At 59.0% G+C, this 25,940-nt stretch carries 21 protein-coding genes; 9 read left to right on the top strand and 12 right to left on the bottom strand.

The features are described from left to right. Positions 1–85: 85 nt before the first annotated feature. Positions 86–1,102, bottom strand: coding sequence for a polyprenyl synthetase family protein (locus EYC79_RS09910; protein ID WP_130977853.1), 1,017 nt, complete (start codon positions 1,100–1,102; stop codon positions 86–88). 112 nt (positions 1,103–1,214) lie between these two features. Between EYC79_RS09910 and EYC79_RS09905 the strand changes: the two genes are divergently transcribed. The 4 genes from EYC79_RS09905 (at position 1,215) to EYC79_RS09890 (ending at position 3,417) form a co-directional block, all read left to right on the top strand. Then, positions 1,215–1,442 (top strand): putative signal transducing protein, encoded by a 228-nt coding sequence (locus tag EYC79_RS09905; RefSeq protein ID WP_062425944.1) that lies wholly within the window; start codon positions 1,215–1,217, stop codon positions 1,440–1,442. A 6-nt stretch (positions 1,443–1,448) separates the two neighbouring features. After that, positions 1,449–2,240, top strand: a complete 792-nt coding sequence (locus EYC79_RS09900) for a tRNA1(Val) (adenine(37)-N6)-methyltransferase (RefSeq protein WP_130977852.1) — start codon at positions 1,449–1,451, stop codon at positions 2,238–2,240. A 110-nt stretch (positions 2,241–2,350) separates the two neighbouring features. Beyond that, entirely contained in the window at positions 2,351–3,208 is an 858-nt protein-coding gene (locus EYC79_RS09895) for a S49 family peptidase (protein WP_165457001.1), read from the top strand. 14 nt (positions 3,209–3,222) lie between these two features. Continuing rightward, positions 3,223–3,417, top strand: a complete 195-nt coding sequence (locus EYC79_RS09890) for an NfeD family protein (RefSeq protein ID WP_062425942.1) — start codon at positions 3,223–3,225, stop codon at positions 3,415–3,417. 96 nt (positions 3,418–3,513) lie between these two features. Here EYC79_RS09890 and EYC79_RS09885 read toward each other — a convergent pair whose 3' ends face one another. The 5 genes from EYC79_RS09885 to EYC79_RS09865 all read right to left on the bottom strand — a co-directional run bounded on the left by EYC79_RS09885 (position 3,514) and on the right by EYC79_RS09865 (position 10,515). Then, complete coding sequence (locus EYC79_RS09885; protein WP_130977851.1) at positions 3,514–5,427, bottom strand: DUF2207 domain-containing protein; 1,914 nt, start codon at positions 5,425–5,427, stop codon at positions 3,514–3,516. Positions 5,428–5,587: 160 nt separating this feature from the next. Next, positions 5,588–7,510, bottom strand: coding sequence for a DUF2207 domain-containing protein (locus EYC79_RS09880; RefSeq protein WP_130977850.1), 1,923 nt, complete (start codon positions 7,508–7,510; stop codon positions 5,588–5,590). 58 nt (positions 7,511–7,568) lie between these two features. Next, on the bottom strand, positions 7,569–8,834 hold the full coding sequence (locus EYC79_RS09875) for a 3-phosphoshikimate 1-carboxyvinyltransferase (protein WP_113327602.1): 1,266 nt from the start codon (positions 8,832–8,834) through the stop codon (positions 7,569–7,571). A gap of 40 nt (positions 8,835–8,874) precedes the next feature. After that, a complete protein-coding gene (locus EYC79_RS09870) occupies positions 8,875–9,426 on the bottom strand; it encodes a LemA family protein (RefSeq protein WP_113266159.1) in 552 nt (183 codons plus the stop codon). Between the two features lie 126 nt (positions 9,427–9,552). Continuing rightward, positions 9,553–10,515, bottom strand: a complete 963-nt coding sequence (locus EYC79_RS09865) for a glycine--tRNA ligase subunit alpha (RefSeq protein WP_162741795.1) — start codon at positions 10,513–10,515, stop codon at positions 9,553–9,555. Positions 10,516–10,734: 219 nt separating this feature from the next. Here EYC79_RS09865 and glyS point away from each other — a divergent pair, with 219 nt between their 5' ends. Both glyS and EYC79_RS09855 read left to right on the top strand, forming a co-directional pair. Beyond that, positions 10,735–12,888 (top strand): glycine--tRNA ligase subunit beta, encoded by a 2,154-nt coding sequence (gene glyS / locus EYC79_RS09860; RefSeq protein ID WP_130977849.1) that lies wholly within the window; start codon positions 10,735–10,737, stop codon positions 12,886–12,888. Between the two features lie 15 nt (positions 12,889–12,903). Then, a complete protein-coding gene (locus EYC79_RS09855) occupies positions 12,904–13,389 on the top strand; it encodes a 2-thiouracil desulfurase family protein (RefSeq protein WP_130977848.1) in 486 nt (161 codons plus the stop codon). A 54-nt stretch (positions 13,390–13,443) separates the two neighbouring features. Here the strand turns inward: EYC79_RS09855 and EYC79_RS09850 are convergent, their stop codons facing one another. The 3 genes from EYC79_RS09850 to purD form a co-directional block, all read right to left on the bottom strand. Further along, positions 13,444–15,273 (bottom strand): methyl-accepting chemotaxis protein, encoded by a 1,830-nt coding sequence (locus EYC79_RS09850; RefSeq protein WP_130977847.1) that lies wholly within the window; start codon positions 15,271–15,273, stop codon positions 13,444–13,446. A 241-nt stretch (positions 15,274–15,514) separates the two neighbouring features. Continuing rightward, positions 15,515–15,976, bottom strand: coding sequence for a plant virulence effector HPE1-like domain-containing protein (locus tag EYC79_RS09845; RefSeq protein ID WP_130977846.1), 462 nt, complete (start codon positions 15,974–15,976; stop codon positions 15,515–15,517). Positions 15,977–16,089: 113 nt separating this feature from the next. Next, positions 16,090–17,361, bottom strand: a complete 1,272-nt coding sequence (purD, locus tag EYC79_RS09840) for a phosphoribosylamine--glycine ligase (RefSeq protein WP_130977845.1) — start codon at positions 17,359–17,361, stop codon at positions 16,090–16,092. A gap of 174 nt (positions 17,362–17,535) precedes the next feature. Here purD and EYC79_RS09835 point away from each other — a divergent pair, with 174 nt between their 5' ends. The 3 genes from EYC79_RS09835 (at position 17,536) to ubiA (ending at position 22,306) form a co-directional block, all read left to right on the top strand. Next, positions 17,536–19,848 carry a Tex family protein gene (locus EYC79_RS09835; protein ID WP_130977844.1) on the top strand — a complete coding sequence of 771 codons (2,313 nt, stop codon included), beginning with the start codon at positions 17,536–17,538 and terminating at the stop codon, positions 19,846–19,848. 152 nt (positions 19,849–20,000) lie between these two features. Next, entirely contained in the window at positions 20,001–21,257 is a 1,257-nt protein-coding gene (locus EYC79_RS09830; protein ID WP_113226886.1) for an SAM-dependent methyltransferase, read from the top strand. A gap of 95 nt (positions 21,258–21,352) precedes the next feature. Next, a complete protein-coding gene (ubiA, locus tag EYC79_RS09825) occupies positions 21,353–22,306 on the top strand; it encodes a 4-hydroxybenzoate octaprenyltransferase (RefSeq protein WP_130977843.1) in 954 nt (317 codons plus the stop codon). 83 nt (positions 22,307–22,389) lie between these two features. Here the strand turns inward: ubiA and EYC79_RS09820 are convergent, their stop codons facing one another. The 3 genes from EYC79_RS09820 to EYC79_RS09810 form a co-directional block, all read right to left on the bottom strand. After that, positions 22,390–22,956 carry a DUF6101 family protein gene (locus EYC79_RS09820; RefSeq protein ID WP_062425928.1) on the bottom strand — a complete coding sequence of 189 codons (567 nt, stop codon included), beginning with the start codon at positions 22,954–22,956 and terminating at the stop codon, positions 22,390–22,392. 423 nt (positions 22,957–23,379) lie between these two features. After that, positions 23,380–24,810, bottom strand: a complete 1,431-nt coding sequence (locus EYC79_RS09815) for an FAD-binding oxidoreductase (protein ID WP_130977842.1) — start codon at positions 24,808–24,810, stop codon at positions 23,380–23,382. A 31-nt stretch (positions 24,811–24,841) separates the two neighbouring features. Continuing rightward, on the bottom strand, positions 24,842–25,819 hold the full coding sequence (locus EYC79_RS09810) for an L-threonylcarbamoyladenylate synthase (RefSeq protein ID WP_130977841.1): 978 nt from the start codon (positions 25,817–25,819) through the stop codon (positions 24,842–24,844). Positions 25,820–25,940: the final 121 nt, after the last annotated feature.

The following is a 25,940-nucleotide window of genomic DNA, read 5'->3' as shown; positions in this document are numbered from 1 at the left end:
TTTTTGAAGCAGGCCTGCAACAAATTCTGCTGCCGCTCTGCATTTCGCCGACCGCTTCCCTTTCGAGGAAAACTCTGCCGCGCCGTCAGTTGACGCGCTCGATGCAGAAGTCGATCACTTCCATCAGCGCATCCTTCCACAGGCTCTTCGGCAGCGGTGCCAGCGCATCGCGTGCGATCGTGCCGTAATGGTTGGCGCGAGAGATCGTGTCCGTAAGGCCGTTATATTTCTTGATGAGACCGAGCGCGACCTCGAGATTTTCATCCGTGCTCTCGCCATTCTCGATCGCGCGCTTCCAGAAAGCCCGCTCGTCGGTCGTGCCACGACGATACGACAGGATGACCGGAAGGGTGATCTTGCCCTCGCGGAAATCGTCGCCCGTGTTCTTGCCGAGATCGGCGGATTTGCCGCCATAGTCCAGAACGTCGTCGACAAGCTGGAAGGCTAGGCCGAGATTCATGCCGTAGGATTTCAGCGCGCCGCGCGTCGCCTTGTCGGTCTTGGCAACGATCGGGCCGACTTCGGCAGCGGCCGCGAAAAGCGCCGCGGTCTTGGCGCGAATTACCTGGAGATAGTCGTCTTCCGTCGTTTCCATGTTCTTGGCGACGGAAAGCTGCAGCACTTCGCCTTCGGCAATCACGGAAGCGGCGGTGGAAAGCACGTCAAGCGCGTCCAGCGAGCCGACATCCACCATCATGCGGAAGGCCTGACCAAGCAGGAAGTCGCCGACCAGAACGCTCGCCTGGTTGCCCCAGATGGTGCGCGCGGTCGATTTGCCACGACGCAGATCGCTTTCATCCACCACGTCGTCATGCAGCAGCGTTGCGGTGTGCATGAACTCGACGCTGGTGGCGAGCTTGATATGGTGGTCGCCATCGTAACCGAACATGGAGGCGGAGGCGAGAGTCAGCATCGGGCGCAGCCGCTTGCCACCGGAAGAGATCAGGTGGTTCGCCACTTCCGGGATCATCTGCACATCCGATCCGGCCTTGGAGAGGATCAGTTGGTTGACGCGTTCCATGTCCGGACGGGTCAGATCGACAAGCGGCTTGACGGATGCGAGTTTGTTTTTGCTTTCTTCAAGCGGTATGACGACGCCCAACGGAACGGACTCCTATTCGATTTCGGTTTTGACAATAGAAAGCGACGATGGTGGCGGCAAGTGTGGAATCGCCTCATGACCTTCAAAAATATGGGAATGTGGAAACTCATTGATGCGTGAATTGATCCGAACAAACGATGCTGTCCTGCTTTCTTTCGCAGAAAGCCTGATGAAGGATGCCGGCATTCATTGCATGATTGCCGACCAGGGCATGAGTATTCTGGAGGGTTCGCTTGGGCTTCTGCCCCGCCGTTTCCTCGTTGAGGATGACAGGTCCGAGCAGGCGCGCCGCATCCTCATCGATGCGGGCCTTGCCGACGAACTGCGAGACGAGGCCTGATCAACGATGACGTCGGAGACAATCGACGCATTTCACAGGGGTCGGTTTCATCTGGTCCAGCCGAAGGGCAGGGGACACAGGGCAGGCATGGATGCCATGCTGCTCGCCTCGTTGGTGGCAGATGACCAGCCATGCCGTGTCGCAGATCTTGGTGCTGGCGCCGGTGCAGCCGGATTTGCCGTTGCAGCCCGTCTGGAAAAGGCAGAGGTCACGCTTTTCGAATATGCCTCCGAGATGGTCGATTTTGCCAGACGCAGCATCGCGCTTCCGGAAAACACACACCTTGCAGACCGCCTGACCGTCCGTCGGGCGGATGTGACGCTGCGCGCCGGTGCCCGTGCCGAAGCCGGCCTCATCGATGATCATTTCGATCACGTCATCATGAACCCGCCTTACAATGACGCGGGAGATCGCAAGACACCCGATGCCTTGAAGGCGCAGGCCCATGCCATGACGGATGATCTCTTCGAGCATTGGATCAGAACGGCAGGTGCCATCTTGGCGCCGGGTGGGCAGATCTCCCTGATCGCCCGCCCCCAATCGGTGGCCGATATCATCTCCGCATGCGGGCGCCGCTTTGGTGGGATGGAGATTACCCTTATCTGTCCAAGACAAGGAGAAAACGCCGTGCGAATGCTCGTGACGGCGATCAAGGGCTCCCGCGCGCGGCTGACCTTCCGCGCGCCGTTGATCATGCATGAAGAGGACAGTCACGCCTTTTCAGCCGTTGTCGATGATCTGAACAACGGACGAGCCGCCTATCGCCGCAATCACAAAACTGTGCGCTCTTCTGGCTAAAGCCGCTGGCGAAAAACGCTATCCGGCAAAACGAATTTCCAGGGCCACCATTGCGTTTGCGAGCGCGATACATACATCCCTTTTCGAGATAAACGACGAAGAGGATGAAGATGGCCGGGTTTTTGAAGCGCATTGTTCCGAAGCGATTTCGCAAGCAGGAATTGGTGGTCCCGGTGGTGCGCATGCATGGCGCGATCATGGCAGGTGGCAGCCAGCTTCGCCCGGCTCTCAACCTTGCAGGCTATGCGCCGCTTCTCGACAAAGCCTTCAGCATGAAGGATGCGCCGGTCGTCGCCATCTCGCTGAATTCTCCCGGCGGCTCGCCGGTCCAGTCGCGGATGATCTACAACCGCATTCGCCAGCTGGCCGAAGAGAAGGACAAGAAGGTTCTGATCTTCGTCGAGGATGTCGCAGCCTCGGGCGGTTACATGATCGCGCTCGCCGGTGATGAGATCATCGCCGATCCCACATCCATCGTCGGCTCCATCGGCGTCGTCTCCGGCGGCTTCGGTTTTCCGGAGATGCTGCGCAAGATCGGGGTGGAGCGCCGCGTCTACACGTCTGGCGAAAACAAGGCGATCCTCGATCCCTTCCAGCCGGAGAAGGAAGGCGACATCGAGTATCTTAAGTCGCTCCAGTCTGAAATCCACAACGTCTTCATCGACATGGTCAAGCTTCGCCGTGGCGCGAAATTGAAGGACGATCCAGCTCTGTTCTCGGGCCTGTTCTGGACGGGCATGCGCGGCGTCGATCTCGGCCTCGTCGATGGCCTCGGCGACATGAAGGACGTGCTGCGCCGACGCTATGGTGAAAAGGTTAAACTGCAACTGATCAGCGGTGCAAGAAACCTGTTCGGCAAAAAGGTGCCGGGTGTCGATCTTTGCGCACAGGCAATCGCCGCCTCCGCCGCTTCGGGACTTGCAGAAGTTGCCGAAGAAAAGGCATTGTGGGCCAGATACGGATTGTGATGGACGCGATTTAAATGGCCCAATTGATAACACTCGCCCTGCTCGTGATCGGGGCGATCATCCTCTACCGGCGATTTGTGACGGATGCCGAGAAGCTGTCCGCCAAATCGAAGCGGCAGGAGAAGGAGCGCCAGACGGGCGCAACCGGCACATTGGTCAAGGACCCGACGACGGGCGAATATCGCGTCAAGAGAGAAGACGAGGTATAAGAGGAGGCGTCGTTCGCTGGCCGCGATGATTGCTATACTTGCTCATCGTCCGAAGTACTCCGCGACGAACCGACGAGCGTGAGGGCGCAACGGCGGCTACCAGCCGCCACCACCACCGCCGCCGCCACCAGAGCCGGAAAAGCCGCCTCCTGAGAAACTCGATGATGACGACTGTGGAATCGTCGCCGAAATGGTTGACGCTACGGAGGACGAGAACGCACCGATCCAGTCGCTGGGGCCCTTCACGAGACCGTGGTACCAGCCCGGCACATAGTTTTCGGAATCCTCTGTCGCTTTTGAAAACCACCTCTCGAATGCCTCGGTCCAAGGTTCCTCGACATTGAGCGCCACTGCATAGGGCAGCAGCGTTTCAAAATGCTGCGGCGACATTGTCGGCGCCCCTTGCATGTTCATCCGGTCTTTCTCCGCGACACGCAGATAAAGACGCAAGCCTTCAATCTCATCCATGATTTTGCGCCCGAGCGGTGTCGGAGCACCCATCAATGAGAAGAAGAGTAGGTTGATCAGGACGATAAGGCCGGCGGCGCCAAGGCCAATCGAGTTTGGATCGTGAGTGATCTCGAACCACACGGCGCCGATGATGTACCCGCCAAATGCGACGATCCCGTATGCCAGCAGCGATAACAGCGCAATCCCGCCGAGCTTGTCCTTGAGCGATGCCTTAGGGTGCAGGAGGTCCCCGATCCAAATCGTCAATAGCGCGATCATTACTGGCACACATACGTAAGCGACGAGCATGAACTCCCACATGTTGTCTTTGTGTTGAGAGAAATACACCGTTCCAATTACAAAGGCGGCGCTGACAAGGAAGCCTACCGCGCTGTAAATGATGTTACTCTCGAAGTACCTGCCTTTATGTTCCTTTTCGACAGCAGCGAAAAAACGCTTTCCCATTTTCTCAACGGCCCTGCCGGTATCCTCGTTAATGGTGAAGCTATGACTGGGTGGCCCGATGGTCGTGAGCAGTGTTTTCTGGCCGACAGGCAGGCTGTCGTCCATTTGCTTGTGAGTGCGATGCATAATGATGGCGTCGTCCAGATTCTCGATCTCGACATAGCCTTTGACGGCAAGATCGAGCGCGCTGGCGGAAACGGCCGTCCAGCCATCTTCTTCAAAACCCTGATGGTCGATATAGTTCATCAGCCCGGGTGAGATACCCTCAGGCGGGTCCCAGCGCGGCACGACGATCCCCGCGGCAGGATCTCGGCCAACCGCGTGCCACGCCTTGAAGTAATAGGCTAGTACGACCAGCAGACCGACGCATCCGATGATCATCGTCTTATGATCGCGCATCCACCATTCACGCTGTAGCACAGTGGACAGTGTATCAAGCACACCCTTCGGCAGCTTCACCGCCACTGTCATACCTTCGCCCTTGCTGAAGGGGCGGGTCGATACGAACGAGATCCTGTTACCTTTGGTGAAGGCGTGCGCATCCTTGCCCACCGCGCCGAGTGGGCCGGTGAAAAATGCGGTCTCGCTCGGGCTTGCTCCTTCCGGCAACAAGATGGTGGCAGAAACATCCCGCATCGGGAATTCCCAGCCAGTGCCTGTCACGTTCCAGGTCAACTCGTCATAGGTGCCGAAGTGGCGGATCTGTCTGTCGGTCGTGTAGGTGATTTGAAAGACATGATCGCCCTTCGTCAGCAGGCGATCGGCGTCGCCGACATAGATGCGAATACCGCCATCAATCCATTTCGTATCCCAGTATTCCACCGCACCGTCACGCTTTACCGAGACGATATTGAAGCCGACTTTGGTGAGCTTGCCGTCAGCATCCAAGGTGTAGAGCGGAAAATCCCGATAGATACCGTGTTTGATGCGGTCCCCTTCCGCCCGGGTCTTGATGGTTTCGGTCACGGTCAGTTCGCCATTTTTGGCGATGGTGATCGTGGAATCGTAGGAGAGGATGAACTCTTCGGCGGAGGCCGGCAGCACCGTGGCGAGAAAGAAAAACAGCGCAAGAAATCTGGCAAAAGTGGTCGTCACGTAAAGTCGTCTCCAGATGTCTGGCTGTCGTCAAGTCGTATAGAAAAGGTGGATGGCGCCAGGCTTTCTCAGCAGCGGAAGCGGTTGGTGCCCGTCGGGATACTGCTGACATGACCTCCGCCCTGCGAGGCAAAGTCCGAAATATCGAAGCCTGGGCGTCTTACCAGCCGCCGCCACCGCCGCCGCCGCCGCCAGAGCCGGAAGACCCGCCGCCGCCTGAAAAGCTCGATGACGAGGAACTAGACGGTGCCGGAATGGTCGAGGCAATCGTGGAGGCCATGGAGGAGGAAAATCCGCCGATCCGGTCGCCAAAGCTGTTGTAATTGCCGTTATACCAGGTCGGCGCATAGGCCGCAGCACCGGCAGAAGCGGCGGCAAGCCACGTCTCGAACGCTTTGCTCCAGGGCTTCTCCACACCAAGCGCCACTGCATAGGGCAACAAAGTCTCGAAATGCTGCGGCGACATCTGCGGCGCGCCCTGCATGTTCATGCGGTCTTTCTCAGCCACGGTGAGGTAAAGCCGTAAGCCCTCGATCGCATCCATCAACTGCCGGCCAAGCGGAGTCGGCGCGCCCATCACGAGAACGAAGAGCACATTCAAAAGCACGATGAGTCCCAGAGCAACGACCGCCAATGTGTTGGCATCGTGGACATGATCGAAAAAGATGCGGCCAACGACGCCGGCGATCAGCGAAAAGATCAGAAAGCCGGAGATGGCCATAAAAACGATGCCGCCGAGGCGTGAGAGGACGCCGCGTCCGCGACGGCGCTGTTTGCCGTAGATGGTGGCGCTGACGGCAAAGAACACCGCGGCCATGGACAGCGAAATGATGGTGCCGATATCGCCTTCATCGAAACTGCCAAAGATCAAGGTGGCGACGATGACGCCAAAGCTGAGGACAAGTCCGCCGACGATATAGCCGCTATTGCTCCTATAATATTTCCCGCGATGCTCTTTTTCGATGGATGAGCGGAAATCCGACCCGACTTTCTGAACGGTCTCGCCATTCGCCTTGTCGATGGTCAGGCTATTGCCGGGAGCACCGATGGAGGACAGCAGTGTCCGTTGACCGACCGGCAAACTGTTCTCGATCTTCTTCTCCGTGCGACGAATGATCAGGCCGTTCTTGAGATCTTCGATCGTGACGAAGCCTTTGACCGCAAGATCGAGTGCCGTCGCAGACAGCGCAGTCCAGCCACCGTCTGCAAAGCCGCGGCCATCGACGTAATTGACAAGCGCAGGCGACAGGCCCTCTGGTGGATGCCAGCGCGGCACGATCACGCCCGCTGCCGGGTCGCGACCAACGGTCACCCATGCTCTATAGTAATAAGCAAGCACGATCAGCAGGCCGAGACCGGCGATGATAAGGGCGAGGCGATCGCGCAGCCACCATTCCCGCTGCTGCGAGGCGGAGGGTGCATCCAGCACACCCTTCGGCAGCTTCACGGCCACCGTCATGCCTTCGCCCGGATAGAAGGGGCGGGTGGAGGCGAAAAACACATCGTTGCCTTCGGTCAGGATGCGCGCGTCCTTGCCCGTGGCACCAAGCTGGCCGGTGAAGACGGCCGTATCGCTGGGTCTTGCGCCCTCCGGCAAAGAGATTGTGGCGGAGATTTCGCGCATCGGAAACTGCCAGCCATTGCCGGTGACGTTCCAGGTCAGCTCGTCGTAGCTATCGAAATAGCGGATTTGCCGATCGGTTGTGTAGGTGATCTGGAAGATGTGCTCGCCGGTGGGAAGAATGCGGTCGGCATTTCCGGTGAAGATGCGAATGCCGCCGTCGATGTTCTCCGTGTGCCAGTCTTCCGGCGCGCCGTCGCGCTCCACCGAGAGCACCTTGAAGCCGACCTTCGTCCGATTGCCGTCCTTGTCGAGCGCATAAAGCGGGAAGTCGCGAAAAATGCCGCGCTTGATACGGTCACCTTCAGCCCGTGCCGTGATGGCTTCCGTCACCGTCAGTGTCCCGTCTTTGGCGACATCGACGATGGAATGATAGGAGCTGATGAATTCTTCGGCGGAGGCGGGCAGCACCCATGCGAGCAAGAGGCAAAGCCCGAGAAGTCTGGCGAACATGGTCTTCACGTGCGATCTCTCCAGATGGTGTGTGCTTCTCGAGCCGATCCGTTGCGCCAAGCGCGTTTTAAACCGGCTTTTCCACTTCCTGATAGGTGACGCCAAGCGACGCCAGCGCCTTCCAATATCCCGGATAGGTCTTGCCCACGCAGGCGGGATTTTGAATGGCAATGCCGCCCGTCTTCAACCCCGCCAGCGCAAAGCTCATGGCGATGCGGTGGTCGTGGAATGTGTCGATGGAGGCATGAACCGCCTGTCCCGCCAGTGCCGGATCGGCATGAACGATCAAGTCGTCGCCCTCTTCATGCGCAAGGCCGTCCCTGATCTGATTAAGACCAAGAGAGAGCGCTCGAATGCGGTCGCATTCCTTGACGCGCAGATTGGCAATGCCGACGAAGCGCACTGGCGTGTTGTTATAGGCGGCCAGCACGGCAATGGTGGGAATGGCGTCCTGCATCTGGCTGCCGTCGATTTCGGCGGGCAGGTTGGGGAATTGCGCCATGACCGCATGCGCCTTGGCATCCGGCTGGGTGAAAGCTTCGGCTGGCGTTCCGATATCGATCTTGCCGCCGGTCAGCAACTCCGCCCCCCAGAGATAGGTCGCAGCGGATGCGTCGGGCTCGATGTGAAAATCCGTCGCCTTGTAGCGGGTCGGGTATACGCGCCATATGGCATTGCTGACGCGCTCAACCTTGGCGCCGAAGGCTTCCATGGCGGCAACGGTCAGATCGATATAGCCTTTCGCGCCGATATCTTCTCCGGCCAGAATGATGTCGAGCGGCTGCGCGCCGCACGGGGCGGCCATCAGAAGCGCCGAGACATATTGGCTGGAAAGATTGCCGTCGATCGTAACGCTGTCCCTGGTGAAGCCTCGGCCATTACCCTTGACTGTGACGGGCGGGCAGCCGGTCTCTGCTTCCGCTTCGATCCCCAAGGCTGTCAGTGCATCCACCAGTGGCTTGATCGGACGCTTGCGCATATGCTCGTCGCCATCGACGACGACCGTGCCGTTCACCGATGCGACCGCCGCTGTCAGGAAGCGCGTCGCCGTGCCGGCATTGCCCAAGAAGAGCGGCTTTTCCGGTGCGGTGAGAATGCCCGAGCTCTCGACGACGAAGCTCGTCGCGTCCGGCTCCGTGACCGTCACACCCATCGCCCGCAAGGCTTCCGCCATGTAGAGCGTGTCGTCGCTTTTCAGCGCGCCCGTCAGTCTGCTCGTACCTTTGGCAAGGCCCGCCAGAAGCAGCACACGATTGGTGATGGATTTGGAGCCGGGCGGCTCAACCTTGCCGGAAAGCGGTTGGCCGGGCGGGGTGATGGTCAGTTCGATCATGTCTTTATCGTCTTCTCGCCAGCAGACTGGCTTTCAAGTCTCAGAATTTCACGGTGGGAACGGCGCGATCCGCCTCGTTGGTGATTTCGAAATAGGGCGCTTTCGCAAATCCGAATTGGCCGGCGATCAGGTTGGAAGGAAAGCTCTCCACCTTGACGTTCAGGTCACGCGCAGCACCGTTGTAATAACGGCGAGACATCTGGATTTCGCTTTCCAGCGTCTCGAGCGAGCGCTGCAATTCGACGAAATTCTGGTTGGCCTTGAGGTCGGGGTAGGCTTCTGCCAGAGCAAAAAGCTTTCCGAGAGCCTGACCGAGCAGGCCTTCCGCCTTGGCGCGCCCCTCGACATCCCCGGCGGGCACAGCCTGCGCCTGGTTGCGCAGTGAGACGACCTCTTCGAAGGTGCTTTTCTCGTGGGCCGCGTAGCCCTTCACCGTTTCGATGAGATTGGGGATAAGGTCGGCGCGGCGCTTCAACTGCACGTCGATGCCCGACCACGCCTCTTCCTTCATCTGCCGCGCTTTGACGAGGCCGTTATAGGTGAAGACGACATAGAGCGCGACAAGCGCAACGATGGCCAATGCGGTGAACATGCAAGCTTCCCCCTCACGAAATCCGGCGAGCCGCACCCATCAGACGCGCCCCGCTTCACCACCTGACTGTTGAGCGCAAGAACAAGAAGACCTGAATCGATCTTCGTCACGTCGCGCTTAAAGGCGTCAGGCCGCCTTGTTCCAGTTCAACCCACCGGCATCCGTCATCAGGAAGGCTTCACCGCAGGCCTTCGCCAATGTGCGTACCCTCAGAATATAGCTCTGACGCTCGGTCACCGAGATTACGCCGCGCGCATCCAGAAGGTTGAAGACGTGCGATGCCTTGATGCACTGATCATAGGCGGGAAACACACATTTGTGCAGCATCTGATTGGCGTTGTCGCCGGGTGCACCGGCCGCCAGAAGCGCCTGGCACTCCTTCTCGGCATCGATGAAATGGCGATGCAGCATAGCCGTGTCGGCATATTCGAAATTGTGGCGGGAATATTCCTGCTCAGCCTGCAGAAATACATCGCCGTAGGAGATCTTTTCCTCGCCTTCGCGGCCATTGAAGTTCAGGTCGTAGACATTGTCGACGCCCTGGACATACATGGCGAGGCGCTCGAGGCCATAGGTCAGCTCACCCGCAACCGGCGAGCATTCAATGCCGCAGACCTGCTGGAAGTAAGTGAACTGCGACACTTCCATGCCGTCGCACCAGCATTCCCAGCCAAGACCCCAGGCACCCAGCGTCGGGCTTTCCCAGTCGTCCTCGACGAAGCGCACGTCATGCAGAAGCGGATCGAGACCGATCGCCTTCAGCGAGCCGAGGTAAAGCTCCTGGAGGTTGGAAGGGTTCGGCTTCAGAATGACCTGATACTGATAGTAGTGCTGCAGTCGGTTGGGGTTCTCGCCGTAGCGTCCATCAGACGGACGGCGGGATGGCTGCACGTAAGCCGCTTTCCATGGCCTCGGGCCAAGCGCACGCAGTGTCGTTGCCGGATGGAATGTACCCGCGCCCACTTCCATATCGTAAGGCTGCAACACGGCGCAGCCCTTGTCCGCCCAGTAGTTATGCAGCGTCAGGATCAGCGCCTGAAAGGAACGCTTGGGGTTCATATGGTCTGGAACGTCGGTCATTGCGGTCATCTTGGGTCAAGAGAGGATAAGTAAGAACTTACTTCGATTGCGGACAGGTGCCATGGCAAGGGTTGCGGGTCAAGAACTTCCGTCACGCTGTAGGGGTAGAGCAGAGTACCGTCTCGCGACGCTCGTTCCGATATTTACATTGTGCATCTGTCGCAAATTTTGCTAGCAGAGGCCAACCGAAAATTCGAACCCGAATATCCCTGACACCGGAAAACCAATATGCCCGATCTTCTGCTTGAACTCCGCTCCGAGGAAATCCCTGCCCGTATGCAGCGGAAAGCGGCTGGCGATCTGAAGAAGCTTGTCACCGATGCGCTGGTGGAAGCGGGCCTGACCTATGAGGGTGCGCGCGAATACTGGACACCGCGCCGCCTGACGCTGGATATCCGTGGTCTGACCGCACGCTCTGCCGATGTGCGCGAGGAGAAGAAGGGACCGCGCACCGATGCCAATGAAAAGGCGATCGAAGGCTTTCTGCGCGGCGCGGGCCTGAGCGATATTTCTGAGGCGCAGGTCGTCTCCGATCCGAAGAAGGGCGACTTCTATGTCGCGATCATCAACAAGCCGGGTCGCGCCGCCGAAGAGATCATCGCCGATGTGATGCCGGGTATTATCCGCACCTTCCCCTGGCCGAAATCCATGCGCTCCGGTGCTGCGTCCATGCCGAAGGGTTCGCGCTATGCCGGGATCGAAGGCAAGGGCTCGGAAAGCCTTCGCTGGGTGCGCCCGCTGCAATCCATCGTCTGCCTGTTCGGACCCGAACATGATGAGACGCAGGTCATTGCCTTCGAGATCGATGGCATCGTTGCTGGCAATGTCACCTATGGCCATCGCTTCCACGCGCCAGACGCCATCACCGTGCGCCGCTTCGATGACTATGTCGCGAGCCTTGAAAAGGCGAAGGTCATTCTCGATGCGGAACGCCGCAAGGATATCATCCTGCATGATGCAAAGGACCTGGCTTTCGCCAATGGTCTCGACCTCGTGGAAGACGAAGGCCTGCTGGAAGAGGTCTCCGGTCTGGTCGAATGGCCGCAGGTATTGATCGGTACCTTCGAAGAAGACTATCTGCAGATTCCGGCGGAGATCATCCGGCTGACGATCAAGACCAACCAGAAATGCTTCGTCACCCGTCCGCAAGGCGCCGAAGAAGGTCTGTCGAACCGCTTCATTCTGGTGTCCAACATCCAGGCGAGCGATGGCGGCAAGGAAATCGTTCACGGCAACGGCAAGGTCGTGCGTGCACGCCTGTCGGACGCCAAGCACTTCTGGACGCGCGATCAGGGCGATCTACCGGACCTCGAAACCTTGACGGACTCCGCGAAGAAATTCGACCTCGATCTCAGCAAGCCGCTCGACCAGCGCATCGCGAAGCTCGACGCGCTGAATGTCACCTTCCATGCCAAGATCGGCACGCAGGGCGAGCGCGTCACGCGTATCCGCGAACTGGCAAAGCAACTCGCGCCCGTCATCGGCGCCGATGCTGCTCTCGTTGATCGTGCCGTGGTTTTGGCGAAGGCCGATCTGCGCACGGAAGCCGTCGGCGAATTCCCGGAACTGCAGGGTCTGATGGGACGCAAATATGCGCTCCTGCAGGGCGAAAACGAAAGCGTCGCTGCGGCGATCGAGGACCATTACAAGCCGCAAGGCCCGTCCGATCGCGTGCCGTCCGACAAGGTGGCAATCACCGTGGCGCTCGCTGACAAGCTGGATACGCTGACCGGCTTCTGGGCGATCGATGAAAAGCCAACCGGCTCCAAGGACCCGTTTGCGCTACGTCGCGCCGCTCTCGGCGTCGTGCGCATTATACTGGAGCGCAGCGTTCGATTGCCGCTATTGACGGTCGTCAAGGACACCGATTTGCTTTCCTTCTTCCATGATCGTCTGAAGGTCTATCTGCGTGATCTTGGCGCCCGCTACGATCTGATCGAAGCGGTGCTGACGCCGGACTCCGATGACCTGCTGATGGTCGCCCGCCGTGTGGAGGCGCTGACCGCCTTCATCACCGGTGAGGATGGCAAGAACCTGCTGGCCGGGACCAAGCGCGCGACGCAACTTCTGGCCGCCGAAGAAAAGAAGGGCACCGTCGTTGCCGATGGCGTAGCGGACGACCTCCTCAAGCTCGATGCCGAGAAGGCGCTTCATGCGGCGATCAAGACGGCTTCTGCCGATGCGGCCAAGGCCGTCGCGGCGGAAGACTTCCGCTCTGCCATGCAGGCGTTGTCGACGCTGCGTGCGCCCGTCGACACCTTCTTCAACGATGTTCTCGTCAATGACGAAGACGCTGCCATCCGTGCCAACCGTCTGGCACTGCTGAAAGCGATCCGCGAAGCCACCGGTACAGTCGCGGATTTCTCCAAGATCACGGGATAAGAAGGTTCAGCGCTGATGACGTCCAACATCCTCATCAGCGCCTGTCTTCTCGGCCATGCCGTCCGATATGACGGCAAGGGCAAGCCGCTTCATCACCCGGCCATTGAGCGATGGCAGGGTGAGGGCCGTCTCGTGACGATCTGTCCGGAGATGGCTGGCGGCATGCCTGTTCCACGCCCTCCTGCGGAAATCGAAAACGGCGCGTCCGGATTGGATGTTCTGCAGGGCAGGGCGCGCGTGCTGGAGATCACCGGTGCGGATGTAACGGACGAGTTTATTGCTGGGGCAAACAAGGCTCTCGCCTTCGCGACACAGCACGGCTGCGCCTATGCCCTGCTGATCGATGGAAGCCCGTCCTGCGGCTCGATCGCCATCTATGACGGGACGTTTTCAGGCGTCAAACATGCGGGGCATGGCGTGACGGCGGCCCTGCTGTCACGAGCGGGGATCAAGGTATTCTCGCATACGGACATCGACCGTCTCGACACCATCACCCAATAAAAAACGCCGGAGAAGTCTCCCCGGCGTCCTTCAAATCAACTGTATTTATCGCGATCAGCTTGCCATGCGCATCTGGCGCGCCATGCCGTGTAACGAGCCGGACTGATGCTGGGATACGCGGAAAGTACGGATCAGCGTTAGCAATTCCTCGGTATCATGCGCCAATGCCTCGGCAGACGCCGTCGTCTCTTCGGCCATGGCGGCGTTGTGCTGCGTGGCAGCGTCCAGCTGGTTGAGCGACGAAGAGATGGAGCGCAGCGTCGTGTCCTGTTCGGCAGCAGAATGCGCAATCTTGCTGACGATGTCGCTCGCCGACTTGATCTGATCGGAGATCCGCTTCAGCGCGTTGCCAGCTTCGCCGACAAGATGAACGCCGTTCTGCACCTGGCTTGAAGAACGGGCGATCTGATCCTTGATTTCCTTTGCGGCTGCGGCGGATTTCTGGGCCAGCTCGCGCACCTCCTGCGCAACCACAGCAAAGCCCTTGCCTGCCTCGCCAGCACGCGCCGCTTCCACACCTGCGTTCAGCGCGAGGAGGTTCGTCTGGAAGGCGATATCGTCGATGACGCCGATGATTTTGGATATCTCGTTCGCCGACTGCTCGATGCCGCTCATCGCGCCAATCGCCTGCTCGACAATGGTGTCGCTATGGTTTGCATCACTGCTGATGGAGGTGACGCGTTTTGCCGCCTCGCTGGCACCATCGGAGGTCTGACGCACGGCCACCGTCAACTCGTCCAGAGCTGCGGATGTTTCCTCGAGATTTGCGGCCTGGCGTTCGGTGCGTTGCGACAGTTCGTTGGAGGCCTTGCGAATTTCTTCCTTCGAGCCGCCAATATCGATGCTCTTGGCATTGACCTTCGCCATTGCCGCGTCGAGATGCGAGATCGCCTCGTTGAAGTTGGCACGCAGATCGGCATAGCGTGCGCCGAGATCGCCACAGCGAACCGTCAGATCACCTGCGGCGAGTTTTTCCAATGCCTCGCCGATGGTGGAGACCACCCGGGCTTGAAGCTCCGCTTCGTCGCGCTGCATGTCGATATTGGTCTGGCGTTCGGCATCGAGCTGCGACTGCTGCTCGTCCTGGCGCCTTTGCATCGCGTGACGCTCGCGGATCTTCTGCTGAAGGGACTCGATCGCCTTCGCCATCATGCCGACTTCGTTCTTCATTTCAGTATGAGGAATGGCGATCGACACGTTCTCATTGGCAACGTCTCCCAGGGCACGATGGATTTTCGCGAGCGGACCGGTAATGCCTTTGATGACGTAGAAGGCGAGAGCAATGCCAAGCAGGAACACGACGAGCCCAAGCGAAACAGCCTTGATCACCGTCGAACGAACCTGCGCTTGAAGATCGTCGACGTAAACGCCGGTGACGACAACGACCTGCCAGGGTTCGAAGGCCATGGCATAGGAACTCTTCAGAAAGGTATCGCCTTCCTGGCCGGGTTTTGGACCGTAGAAGCTTGTCTCACCGCCGCCTGCACGGCCAAGCCGCACCAGTTCGTCGCGATAGTTGAAGCCTTGAGAATCCGGCTTGCCCTTGAAGCTTTGACCGACACGCTTCGCATCCGGATGGAAGAGCATCTTCACATCGTAGTCATAGCCGAACATGTAGCCGTCCGGCACGAACTTCATCGATGTCACGATGGCGAAAGCCTGGCGTTGTGCCTCTTCGCGGCTCAACGTCCCTGCTTTTTCCTTATCATAGTAGGATTGCAGGATCGAAATCGAGGACTGAACCTGGGTCCTCAGCATATTGTAACGCTCTTCATAGATGGCGTTGACCGAGGACTTGATCTGGAAATAGGTCGCCAGTGTAAACGCCGCCATGAGTGCGATGACAAGCAGGATCAACTGGCGTGAGATTGGGAGGTTCTTCATCGGCGCTCTCGAAATGACGGGCGGCCCTTCCAGGCGCCCTAAAACTGAATGGTTGTCATCAGGGAAGAACGCCATCCGCGTTGCGACTTCGCCTATTAAAGAAGTCTCACAAACAGCTTTAGAATTGATAAATGTTCAAATATATGCGTCGGGAAAACAGTTTCCCGGGAGTTCAAGCGTCAATTATATCTTTTGACGCCGCAATCGTGAGCCGAGATCACAAGGGTAAGCCCTGGGACGATCAGTGAGAGGGACGTATCGACATCAAAGTAATGTTGTCCAGTCCATCGGCACCCGCCAAGACAGGCTGGTCGTGTTGGGTGAGCACGGGATTGCCTTCAAGCGTGATCTGGTGTTCCACCACGGCAGGCGTGTGCTCAGCAACAACTGGTTGGGAATGGTCTTGAGGCAGCCATAGAGGATTGCTGCTGACGAAAGTCACGGGCGAGCCGCCGAGCCACGCTTCAGTCCGAACCGTCTCCTTGCGGCCATCAACGTCACGCGTCGATATGCTCTGCGTTCCGCGCTCCAAAACAGCCTTCGTGAGCGCCTTGCCCGCCACGGATGTGGTAGAGCATGCGTCGCAGGTAATGATCAGCACGCTCCCATTCGATGTCTTGGCGCCATGCAGAACCTCGATCGAGGATGCCATCGCCGTGCCGCCGATGAACACCATGCCCGCCGTCAAAACAATCCTAAACATACGCAACCCCTTAGCGCGCGGTCTGATCGCCGCTTTAAACAACCGCGACCCTACGGAGTCTTCCTTTCCATCCGGTCAGGATATTTGGTAAAAATTGAACGAAAGGCCGATTTCTACCCGTTCTCACGCGCCACAGCCTGCCAACCAATGTCGCGGCGGCAGAAGCCGTTTTCCCATTTGACCGCATCGACCAGCTCATAGGCGCGGACCTGCGCTTCGCTGACCGTGCTCCCGAAGGCCGTGACGTTGAGCACGCGCCCGCCTGTGGCAACGAGTTCTCCGTCCTTGAGGGCAGTGCCGGCATGAAACACCTTGGCGTCTTCGCTCTCCTCGGGAATGAAGGCGATGGGCGTGTTCTTGTCGTATGCTGCAGGATAGCCTTTGGAGGCGAGAACCACGGTCAAGGCGGGGTCGTCGCGCCATTCGGCCGTGACCTGATCAAGTGTGCCAGTGGCGGTGGCGTAGAGGATTGGGAGAAGGTCGCTCTTGAGGCGCATCATCAGCACCTGGCATTCTGGGTCGCCGAAGCGCACATTGTATTCGATGAGCTCCGGGCCTTTATTGGTGATCATCAGGCCTGCGAAGAAAACGCCTGAGAACGGATTGCCGTCCTTTGCCATGCCCGTTATCGTCGGCTCGATGATCTCGCGCATCGTGCGCTGAACCATCTCGTCGGTCATGACCGGGGCAGGGGAGTAAGCGCCCATTCCACCCGTGTTGGGTCCGGTATCGCCGTCTCCGACGCGCTTGTGGTCCTGTGCGGTTGCCAGTGCCAGCGCCGTCTTGCCATCCGACAGGCAGAAGAAGCTTGCCTCCTCGCCGTCCAGAAAAGCTTCGACCACGACTTCAGCACCGGCAGCGCCGAAGGCGCCGTCGAAGCAATCGTCGACGGCGGCGAGCGCTTCCGCTTCGGTCATTGCGACGGTCACGCCCTTGCCTGCAGCGAGCCCATCGGCCTTGATGACGATCGGCGCGCCCTGCGCGCGAATATAGGCCTTTGCCGGCTCGGCGGATTTGAAGCGCTGATAGGCGCCGGTGGGGATGTCGTAGCGGGCACAGAGATCCTTGGTGAAGCCCTTGGAGCCCTCCAACTGTGCCGCACCTCTCGACGGACCGAAGGTGGCAAAGCCTGCCGCGCGAAGATCGTCCGCCAGACCGGCAACCAGCGGTGCTTCCGGGCCGACCACCACGAAGTCGATGGACTGTTCACGGCAGAACGCCACCACTGCAGCGTGGTCTTCGACGTTCAGCGACACAAGTTCCGCATGTTCGGCAATGCCTGGATTGCCGGGGGCGGCAAAGAGCTTGGTCAGTTGAGGGGACTGGGCAATTTTCCATGCCAGCGCATGCTCGCGTCCACCGGAACCGATCAACAGAACTTTCATGCTCGACACCCCTGTTTCCAATTTCTTGCGGCGTTAAGGGCAGGGGGGCGAAAGGTCAAGGCAAAAGGCAATCGAAGGCTGCCGCTTTTCTGTGGAATCGCCTTGTCTCTGTGTTGTCATGCCACAATCAGCCTCTATGTTCGGGCAACTTTCAAGAACAGGTCAGAGACCCTTATGTCCGCAGACAATGCCCGCCTCCCGTCCCTTATCGCCTCCGAAATCAACGCCCGCGCCGAGCAGGTGAAGGCGGCGATCCAGCTTCTGGATGAGGGGGCAACCGTTCCGTTCATTGCGCGCTATCGTAAGGAGGTGACCGGCGGTCTGGACGATACGCAACTCCGAACTCTCGCCGAGCGGCTGTCCTATCTGCGGGAACTGAATGCCCGCCGCACATCGATTGTCGAATCCATCAACGGTCAAGGCAAGATGACCGATGAGTTGATGCTGAAGATCATGCAGGCGGTGACCAAGGCGGAACTGGAAGATCTTTATCTCCCCTACAAGCCGAAGCGCCGCACGAGAGCGGAAATTGCGCGCGAACGTGGCCTTGGTCCTCTGGCAGAAGCGATCTGGGACAACCGTGCAGCCGATCCGGCAAAACTTGCGGAAGCCTGTGTGAAGGGCGAAATCGCAGATGTGAAGGCGGCACTTGAGGGTGCGCGCGATATTGTCGCCGAAACCATGACGGAAAACGCCGACCTCCTGAAGCGGCTGCGCGACTATATGCGCCAGAACGCGATGCTGCGCGCCAAGGTGGTGGACGGCAAGCAGGCAGCAGGCGAGAAATTTTCCGACTATTTCGACCACACGGAAAAATGGGCAACGGCGCCCGGTCACCGGGCGCTCGCCATGTTGCGCGGCTGGAACGAGGAAGTTCTGACCCTGACCATCGATGTGGATGCCGACGATCCGTCGCCGGTAAAGCCTGCGCAGCGCACCATCGCCGCGGCTTTCGACATCCGCAATGCCGGTCCCGCCGACCAGTGGCTGATGGACGTGGCGGGCTGGACGTGGCGCGTCAAGCTCTCCATGTCGCTGTCGCTCGATCTGATGCGCGAGTTGCGCGAGCGGGCGGAAGAAGAGGCAATCCATGTCTTTGCGCGCAATCTGAAAGATCTGCTGCTCGCAGCACCCGCTGGCTCGCGCCCGACCATGGGTCTTGATCCAGGCATCCGAACCGGCGTCAAGGTTGCCATCGTGGATGGCACCGGCAAGCTGCTGGAAACGACGACGGTCTATCCGTTCCCGCCGAAGAACGATATCCGCGGCACGCAGGCGGAACTGGCTTCGCTCATCCGCAAGCACGGCGTCGAACTGATCGCCATCGGCAACGGTACCGGTAGCCGCGAGACCGAAAAGCTGGTGACCGACATGCTGACCCAGATCAATGGGCCAAAGCCCACGAAGGTCATCGTCTCGGAAGCTGGAGCTTCGGTTTACTCCGCGTCTGAGCGCGCTGCGGCCGAATTTCCCAATCTCGATGTTTCACTACGCGGTGCCGTTTCGATTGCCCGTCGTCTGCAGGATCCGCTTGCCGAACTCGTCAAGATCGAGCCGAAGTCCATCGGCGTCGGGCAGTATCAGCACGATGTCGATCAGGGCAAATTGTCCCGCTCCCTCGATGCGGTGGTGGAAGATGCGGTGAACGCCGTCGGCGTCGATCTCAATACGGCGTCCGCACCGCTGCTCGCGCGGGTCTCTGGTCTTGGAACCTCGATTGCCGATGCCATCGTGCTGCATCGGGATCAGGTCGGGCCGTTCGCCAGCCGCAAGGAGTTGTTTAAGGTGCCGCGTCTTGGTCAGCGCACCTTCGAGCAATGCGCCGGCTTCCTGCGGATTCCAAATGGCAAGGAGCCGCTCGATTCATCCTCCGTCCACCCGGAAGCCTATGATGTGGCAAAGAAGATCGTCGCCGCCTGTGGGCGCGACCTCAGAACCGTCATGGGTGACAGCGCAACTTTGAAGGCGCTCGACCCCAAGCGTTTCATCGATGATCGCTTCGGCCTGCCGACCGTCAAGGACATCATCGCGGAGCTGGAAAAACCTGGCCGCGACCCACGCCCGAGCTTCAAGACCGCGACCTTCGCGGACGGTGTGGACGAAATCACCGACCTTAAGCCTGGCATGCTGCTGGAAGGCACTGTCACCAATGTGGCTGCCTTTGGCGCCTTCGTCGATATTGGCGTTCACCAGGATGGCCTGGTGCATGTCAGCCAGTTGGCGGATCGTTTCATCAAGGATCCGCATGAGGTGGTGAAGGCCGGAGACGTCGTCAAAGTTCGCGTGGTTGAAGTCGATGTGAAGCGCAAGCGGATCGGTCTCACGATGCGAAAGGACGGTGGCGAGGCAGCGCCTCAGCCGATGCGCGAAAAGAGCAATGCCAATGCCATGCGCCACGCTAGCGCAAAGCCGAAGGACCGTGCGGAGCCTGCGCAATCCGGAGGCGCGTTGGCAGCGGCTTTGGCGGAGGCCATGAAGCGCCGCTGATTTGCATAAAACGGCTCTTACCCACTGCGCAAGGGCCGTTTTGTTCCACGAAATCAATCAGTATTTTTGAAACTACCCCGTCTTGCAACTCTCGCGGAAAGAGATACGGTAACAGGCACTTGATAAGTGAGACTTAGCTTATTGGGGGTGATATGGCCTCGTCTCTGCATGCCCTGCTTGATAAAATCGTCAAGACCGGAAACCTGATCGTCACTGGTCCAAGCGGTCTTCAGTCCTTCGGAGACGGACGCGGCAAGCGCGTCGCACTGAGCTTCAGTGATGAGCAGGCGATGGACGAAATCGCCGCCGACCCGGCACTGAAGCTTGCCGAAATGTACATGGAAGGCCGAATGTCGGTCGTCGAAGGCGACATCTACGACTTCCTGGCCTTGGTCAAAAGCAATACGCTCTCTGAGGCCTTGACCTTCGGCATGGTCTGGCGCGGCATGGCGCGCATCATCGCCTCGCGCATCAAGATGCATCTGCCCGTCAATCACAACAAGCAGAACGTCGCGCACCATTATGATTTGAGCGCCAAGCTCTTCGATCTTTTTCTCGATCAGGACTGGCAATATTCCTGCGCCTATTTCAATCCTCCAGGCATTTCCCTGGATGAGGCGCAGGTGGCAAAGAAGCGCCACATCGTCGCCAAGCTGATGCCCGAGCCGGGGCAACGCGTGCTTGAGATCGGCTCCGGCTGGGGCGGCATGGCCATGTATCTGGCTGAAAGCTCCGGCGTGGATGTCACCGGCGTTACGCTCAGCGAGGAGCAACTCCGCGTCTCGCGGGATCGGGCGCAGAAGCGGGGCCTGACGGATATCGTTCGCTTCGAGCTGCAGGATTACCGCTACCTTCCGCCTGACAAGAAGTATGATCGCATCGTCTCTGTAGGCATGTTCGAACATGTTGGCCCGACGCATTACAGGGAGTACTTCCAGAAGGCAGCGGAAGTGTTGGAGGATGATGGCGTCATGCTGTTGCACTCCATTGGCCAACCCTATCCGGCCCTTGCCACGAACCCGTTCATCGAAAAATATATTTTCCCCGGCGGTTATATTCCCTCACTGGCCGAGGTTCTGCCAGCCATCGAAAAGACGGGGCTGCTTGTAAAGGACATCGAAATTCTGCCCATGCATTACGCGCATACGCTGCGCCACTGGCGCGAGCGTTTCGTGGCAAGGAAGGCAGAAGCCGTGGCGCTTTACGATGATCGCTTCTTCCGCATGTGGGAATTCTATCTGGCTGGCTCCGAAATGGCCTTCACCCATGAGAACTTCCACATCTTCCAGATCCAGCTTGCCAAGCGCGGTGGGGTGGTGCCCGATAATCGTGATTACATCGCCCGCAACGAGGCAAGGTTGATGGAGTTCGAGAAGACGCGGGAACCCCTGGAAAAGGTGGTTTTTTGAGCGGCGCTTTTGCTGCCTCAACGAACATAAGGACAGCCCCTAACAAAAGCTGAATCCAGCTACCGCCCCGCCAGCCAATGCGGTAGAAGTCCAGCATGGTTCATAACAGCGATCTTTCCGGCCGCGTTTCGGACGCGCCATCCAACAATTGGGTCTATCGGATCTTGCCGAGAGGCCTTTGGCCCTATGCGCAGCTTGCCCGGTGGGATCGGCCCATCGGCTGGCAGCTCCTGATGTGGCCGTGCTTCTGGTCGGCCGCGGTTGCCGCCAATGCGGCGCAGCAGATCGGTACCTTTTCCTGGTCCACGTTGCTCTTCCACCTCTTCCTGTTTTTTGCAGGCTCGGTCGCCATGCGCGGTGCCGGCTGCACCTATAATGATCTGGTCGATCACAAGATTGATATGGCGGTGGCACGCACCCGGTCGAGGCCGCTGCCCTCCGGCCGTGTCACCCGCATGCAGGCGAAAATCTTCATCGTGGTGCAGGCGCTCGCGGGCTTGGTGGTGCTGCTTTGCTTCAACAGTTTTGCCATCCTGCTCGGCCTGTCATCGCTGATTTTCGTGGCGATCTATCCCTTCGCCAAGCGCTTCACCAACTGGCCGCAGTTTTTCCTGGGCCTTGCCTTTTCCTGGGGCGCATTGATGGGCTGGGCTGCTCAGTTCGGATCTCTGAGTGTCGCTCCCGTACTGATTTACGGTGCGGCTATTGTCTGGACGATCGGATACGACACGATCTACGCGCACATGGACAAGGATGACGACGTGGCCGTCGGCATCGGTTCGACTGCCCTTCTGTTCGGAGATAGGACACATGGCTGGCTGGTGGCCCTTTATGGCACAGCCGCGGTTTTTCTGTTCATTGCATTCGCAATCGCAAATATTAACCCGCTCGGATATGCAGGTCTGATCGTCGCCACAGCGATGCTTTTTTATCAGATAAAGGCTCTGGACATCGGCAATGTTGAAAAGTGCCTGGCACTCTTCAAATCCAACAACCGTGTCGGCCTGTTGATTTTCGCAGGCCTGATGTTGCCGCTCATTTTTGGATAACGAAAAGCCCGGACGCGGGGCACGCGTGCCGGGCTCACTTCGTCCGAATTCGAAACGCCGGCTGAACGACGGCGCTGCGTTGATCAGTTGCGGGCGATGATTTCCTTGCCTTCGATCCGCATCGTCAGACCGAGCGAACCGGTGCTGCGGCGCACGAGGAAGCGCGGACGGCGATCAGCGAAGTAGGAATGGCGGCGACGCGGGCGCGTCGACTTCGTCCGCACGTGGCCGATATGCTCTTCGAGAGGGCGGGCGACGCCGTCGGCTTCCACCATCAGCATGGGAATATTGTACTTTTCCGACCAGCTGCGCCAATCGGCTGCGATGTCGCACAGGTCATGCGCCACCAAGAGCGGAATGCAGAGATCCGGATCGTCGTGATGAAGTTCAAGCGTCACCGTCACGCCGCCATCGCCATGGTCGATGGCGCGGGCTGCAACACCCTTGAATGCCCGTGCAGGCAGGGCGAAGGACAGCGGCAGACCGCTGGAATGAAGAACCTTGCGCAGAACGGCACCGCGCTCGTCAAGCGTGATATCGACATCTGACGAACCATTGCTGTTGCCATAGGTCAGCTGCTGCGGGAACCGCGTCGGATCGAGCCGGAGAGTTGCGCCTGCCCATTCGGGCTTCAGAACGGTGTTGTTCATATCATGCTATCCTTGTTTTACCTGAGAGCCGTTTCATGGCCTCGTCCGGGACTTTTCGTCCTCTGATAGGTGGAAGATAGCCAGCGCATCTTCGAAACAGCTTAAAAATCGAGGTTAAGAAAACTTTGCATTCCCAAATGGTTAGCAAAACCCAGCCGCTTAAGGTTTCAGATTCCTGAATTGGGACGGTGGCGCGTCGTTCGGCCCACGGGTGGAACGGCTCGACGAAGTCTTGAGAAAAACGCCAGGGATCGGCCTGAGCGCATGTCCTGACAAGCACTTCAACAGGTGTGAGGGAGAGCGGCAATAGCCAATGCGGCGAGAGCCAAAAATGAGCGTGGACGACCGCTCTACAGCATCGAAGCACGATGCTGAGATGAAACTGGGTAGAGTGCTCGTGCGCCCGGAAAGACGCCTTGTGATTTAAGAGGCAACGACCTTGCCGGGGTTCATGATGCCTGCCGGATCGAAGGCTGTCTTGATACGACGCATCAGGTCCATCTCGATCGCCGGGCGGATGGCTGCCAGCTCGTCCCGCTTCAACTGCCCAATGCCGTGTTCCGCGGAAATGGAGCCACCGAAGGACAGCACGATACCGTGGACGATCTCGTTGATCTCTTTCCACTGGGCAAGAAAGGCGTTTTTGTCGGCACCAACCGGCTGGGAGATATTGTAATGGATGTTGCCATCGCCCAGGTGCCCGAAGGCACAGATGCGTGCATCGGGAATGGCACTCATGACGGCTCTTTCCGCTTCGTCCATAAAGGCCGGAACATGTGAAACCGGAACGGACACATCATGCTTGATGGAGCCTCCTTCCGGCTTCTGCGCATCCGACATGCTTTCGCGCATATGCCACAGCGCCTGACGCTGGGCCTCCGAGGACGCGATCACGGCATCCTGGAAGATCCCCGCTTCAAAACCCTGTTCCAGCAGCGTTTCCACCATGGTCTGCGCAGTGTCAGCCGAGTTGGAGCTGGAGATATCGATCAGCGCGTACCAAGCATGCGGCGTTTCGAGAGGGTCGCGCACGCCGGGAATATGTTTTGCGGTAAATTCCACGCCGATCCGTGGCATGAGTTCGAAGCCGGTCAGCGCGGAGCCACAAAGAGTGGATGCGCGCTCGAAGAGTTTCAGCGCATCCGCCGGAGAATTGAGACCGGCGAACGCCACCTGATGGCCGAGCGGTTTTGGGAAGAGTTTCAGGACCGCGCCGGTGATGATGCCGAGCGTCCCCTCTGAGCCGATGAAGAGATCACGCAGATCGTAACCCGTATTGTCCTTTTTCAACCGGCGCAGGCCGTTCCAGATCTCGCCGGTGGGGAGAACAACTTCCAGGCCAAGGCAAAGCTGGCGCATATTGCCATAGGCGAGCACCGCCGTACCGCCGGCATTGGTGGCGAGATTGCCGCCGATGCGGCACGAACCTTGCGAGCCGAGCGAAAGCGGGAACATCCGCTCGACCTTCTCCGCCGCCTTGTGGACCTCGTCCAGAATGCAGCCTCCATCGACGACAATCACATTGGCGACGGGGTCGATATCGCGAACCTTGTTCATGCGTTCCAGCGACAGGATCACGTCACTTCCACCATTGCGCGGCGTCTGTCCGCCAACAAGGCCGGTGTTCCCGGTCTGCGGCACAATCGCTGTGCCCGTTTCGCTTGCGAGTTTCATGATCGCGGCAACTTCCTCAGTCGTCGATGGACGTAACAGAAGCGGCGAATTCCCATGGTAAAGACCGCGGTTCTCAACGAGATGCGGTGCAAGATCGGAAGCGTCACGTAGCGCATTTTTCTCGCCGACGATGGCGGCAAAGCGGGAGAGCAGTTCGTCAGAAAGGGCAGTTGGCGTCATGAAAATTCCTCCGGTATCGTGTCAGGCGAGGTCAGGATCGCGGCGCAGCCGCGCGCTCCAACCTGTCATTGATGGCTTCGCCAAGCCCCGCATTGGGAATAGACGCCACCGCAATGGTAGTGGCACCGCTCGCATCGGCGCGTTTCAGATGGTCGAAAAGATTGGCCGCGGCTTCTGCAAGATCACCGCTTGGGCTGAGATCGAGTACGGCAACCGCATCGGCTTCTCCCGTTAGCGGCTTACCGCCGAAGCGGATCAGAGCTTCGCCTTTGTGAACTGAGGTCGCATTCAGACGCACCGCTGCACCCGGGGCATAATGTGAGGCCAGCATCCCAGGCGCTTCTATCGCCGCAGATGCGGTTGCCGGTCTGACGATCTCAACGCCCGCCACGCGTTCAATCTCGTCCGCCACCAATCCGCCGGGCCTCAGGAGGCGGACGGAACCATCGCTCTCGACCTTGATGATGGTGGATTCGACGCCGACGGGTGCTGGGCCGCCATCCAGAATAAGCTCTATCTTTTGACCCAGGTCCGCTTCGACATGGGCCGCACTTGTCGAGCTGATCTTGCCGGAGCTGTTGGCGCTGGGGGCCGCAAGCGGCCGACCGAGCCTCTCGATCAGCGCACCGGCAAAGCCTTTGGGAATACGAATGCCGACGGTGTCGAGACCGGCTGTCGCCAGGGAATGGATCGGGCTCTCTTGTCTCAGGGGCAATATCAGCGTGAGGGGTCCCGGCCAGAAAGCGTCCGCCAGCTTGCGTGAGATCGGATCGAAGATCGCGTGTTGCTCCGCCATCGCCATGTTCGCCATGTGGCAGATCAGTGGGTTGAACTGCGGACGCCCCTTGGTCTCGTAGATTCGGGTGATGGCTGCGGGATTGGTCGCGTCTGCTGCAAGGCCGTAGACGGTCTCCGTCGGTATGGCGATAGGAAAGCCTGCCTCGATGACACGGACCGCTTCATCCAATGCCTCGTCCGGCTGCTGTCCGATATGGATTTGTCGCGCCATCTCTGAAGGCCCTTTCCTTGGGAAAGGCTCTTAAAGCATGTCGCGTGAAAGTGTGAAGCGGTTTTGCGATAGTGACAGGCGAAAACGATAAAGATTATAGCGCAAACGGCGAATTCGAACG

The organism is Agrobacterium cavarae (genome assembly GCF_004310285.1).
In the GTDB taxonomy this organism is placed as follows: domain Bacteria; phylum Pseudomonadota; class Alphaproteobacteria; order Rhizobiales; family Rhizobiaceae; genus Agrobacterium; species Agrobacterium cavarae.
This window is presented reverse-complemented; position numbering and strand designations above follow the sequence as displayed.

Coding starts and splice junctions, on each gene's coding strand:
- EYC79_RS09905 (WP_062425944.1), top strand. CDS start 1,215: ATGCGTGAATTGATCCGAACAAACGATGCTGTCCTGCTTTCTTTCGCA.
- EYC79_RS09900 (WP_130977852.1), top strand. CDS start 1,449: ATGACGTCGGAGACAATCGACGCATTTCACAGGGGTCGGTTTCATCTG.
- EYC79_RS09895 (WP_165457001.1), top strand. CDS start 2,351: ATGGCCGGGTTTTTGAAGCGCATTGTTCCGAAGCGATTTCGCAAGCAG.
- EYC79_RS09890 (WP_062425942.1), top strand. CDS start 3,223: ATGGCCCAATTGATAACACTCGCCCTGCTCGTGATCGGGGCGATCATC.
- EYC79_RS09875 (WP_113327602.1), bottom strand. CDS start 8,834: ATGATCGAACTGACCATCACCCCGCCCGGCCAACCGCTTTCCGGCAAG.
- EYC79_RS09870 (WP_113266159.1), bottom strand. CDS start 9,426: ATGTTCACCGCATTGGCCATCGTTGCGCTTGTCGCGCTCTATGTCGTC.
- EYC79_RS09865 (WP_162741795.1), bottom strand. CDS start 10,515: ATGACCGCAATGACCGACGTTCCAGACCATATGAACCCCAAGCGTTCC.
- glyS (WP_130977849.1), top strand. CDS start 10,735: ATGCCCGATCTTCTGCTTGAACTCCGCTCCGAGGAAATCCCTGCCCGT.
- EYC79_RS09855 (WP_130977848.1), top strand. CDS start 12,904: ATGACGTCCAACATCCTCATCAGCGCCTGTCTTCTCGGCCATGCCGTC.
- EYC79_RS09850 (WP_130977847.1), bottom strand. CDS start 15,273: ATGAAGAACCTCCCAATCTCACGCCAGTTGATCCTGCTTGTCATCGCA.
- EYC79_RS09845 (WP_130977846.1), bottom strand. CDS start 15,976: ATGTTTAGGATTGTTTTGACGGCGGGCATGGTGTTCATCGGCGGCACG.
- purD (WP_130977845.1), bottom strand. CDS start 17,361: ATGAAAGTTCTGTTGATCGGTTCCGGTGGACGCGAGCATGCGCTGGCA.
- EYC79_RS09835 (WP_130977844.1), top strand. CDS start 17,536: ATGTCCGCAGACAATGCCCGCCTCCCGTCCCTTATCGCCTCCGAAATC.
- EYC79_RS09830 (WP_113226886.1), top strand. CDS start 20,001: ATGGCCTCGTCTCTGCATGCCCTGCTTGATAAAATCGTCAAGACCGGA.
- ubiA (WP_130977843.1), top strand. CDS start 21,353: ATGGTTCATAACAGCGATCTTTCCGGCCGCGTTTCGGACGCGCCATCC.
- EYC79_RS09820 (WP_062425928.1), bottom strand. CDS start 22,956: ATGAACAACACCGTTCTGAAGCCCGAATGGGCAGGCGCAACTCTCCGG.
- EYC79_RS09815 (WP_130977842.1), bottom strand. CDS start 24,810: ATGACGCCAACTGCCCTTTCTGACGAACTGCTCTCCCGCTTTGCCGCC.
- EYC79_RS09810 (WP_130977841.1), bottom strand. CDS start 25,819: ATGGCGCGACAAATCCATATCGGACAGCAGCCGGACGAGGCATTGGAT.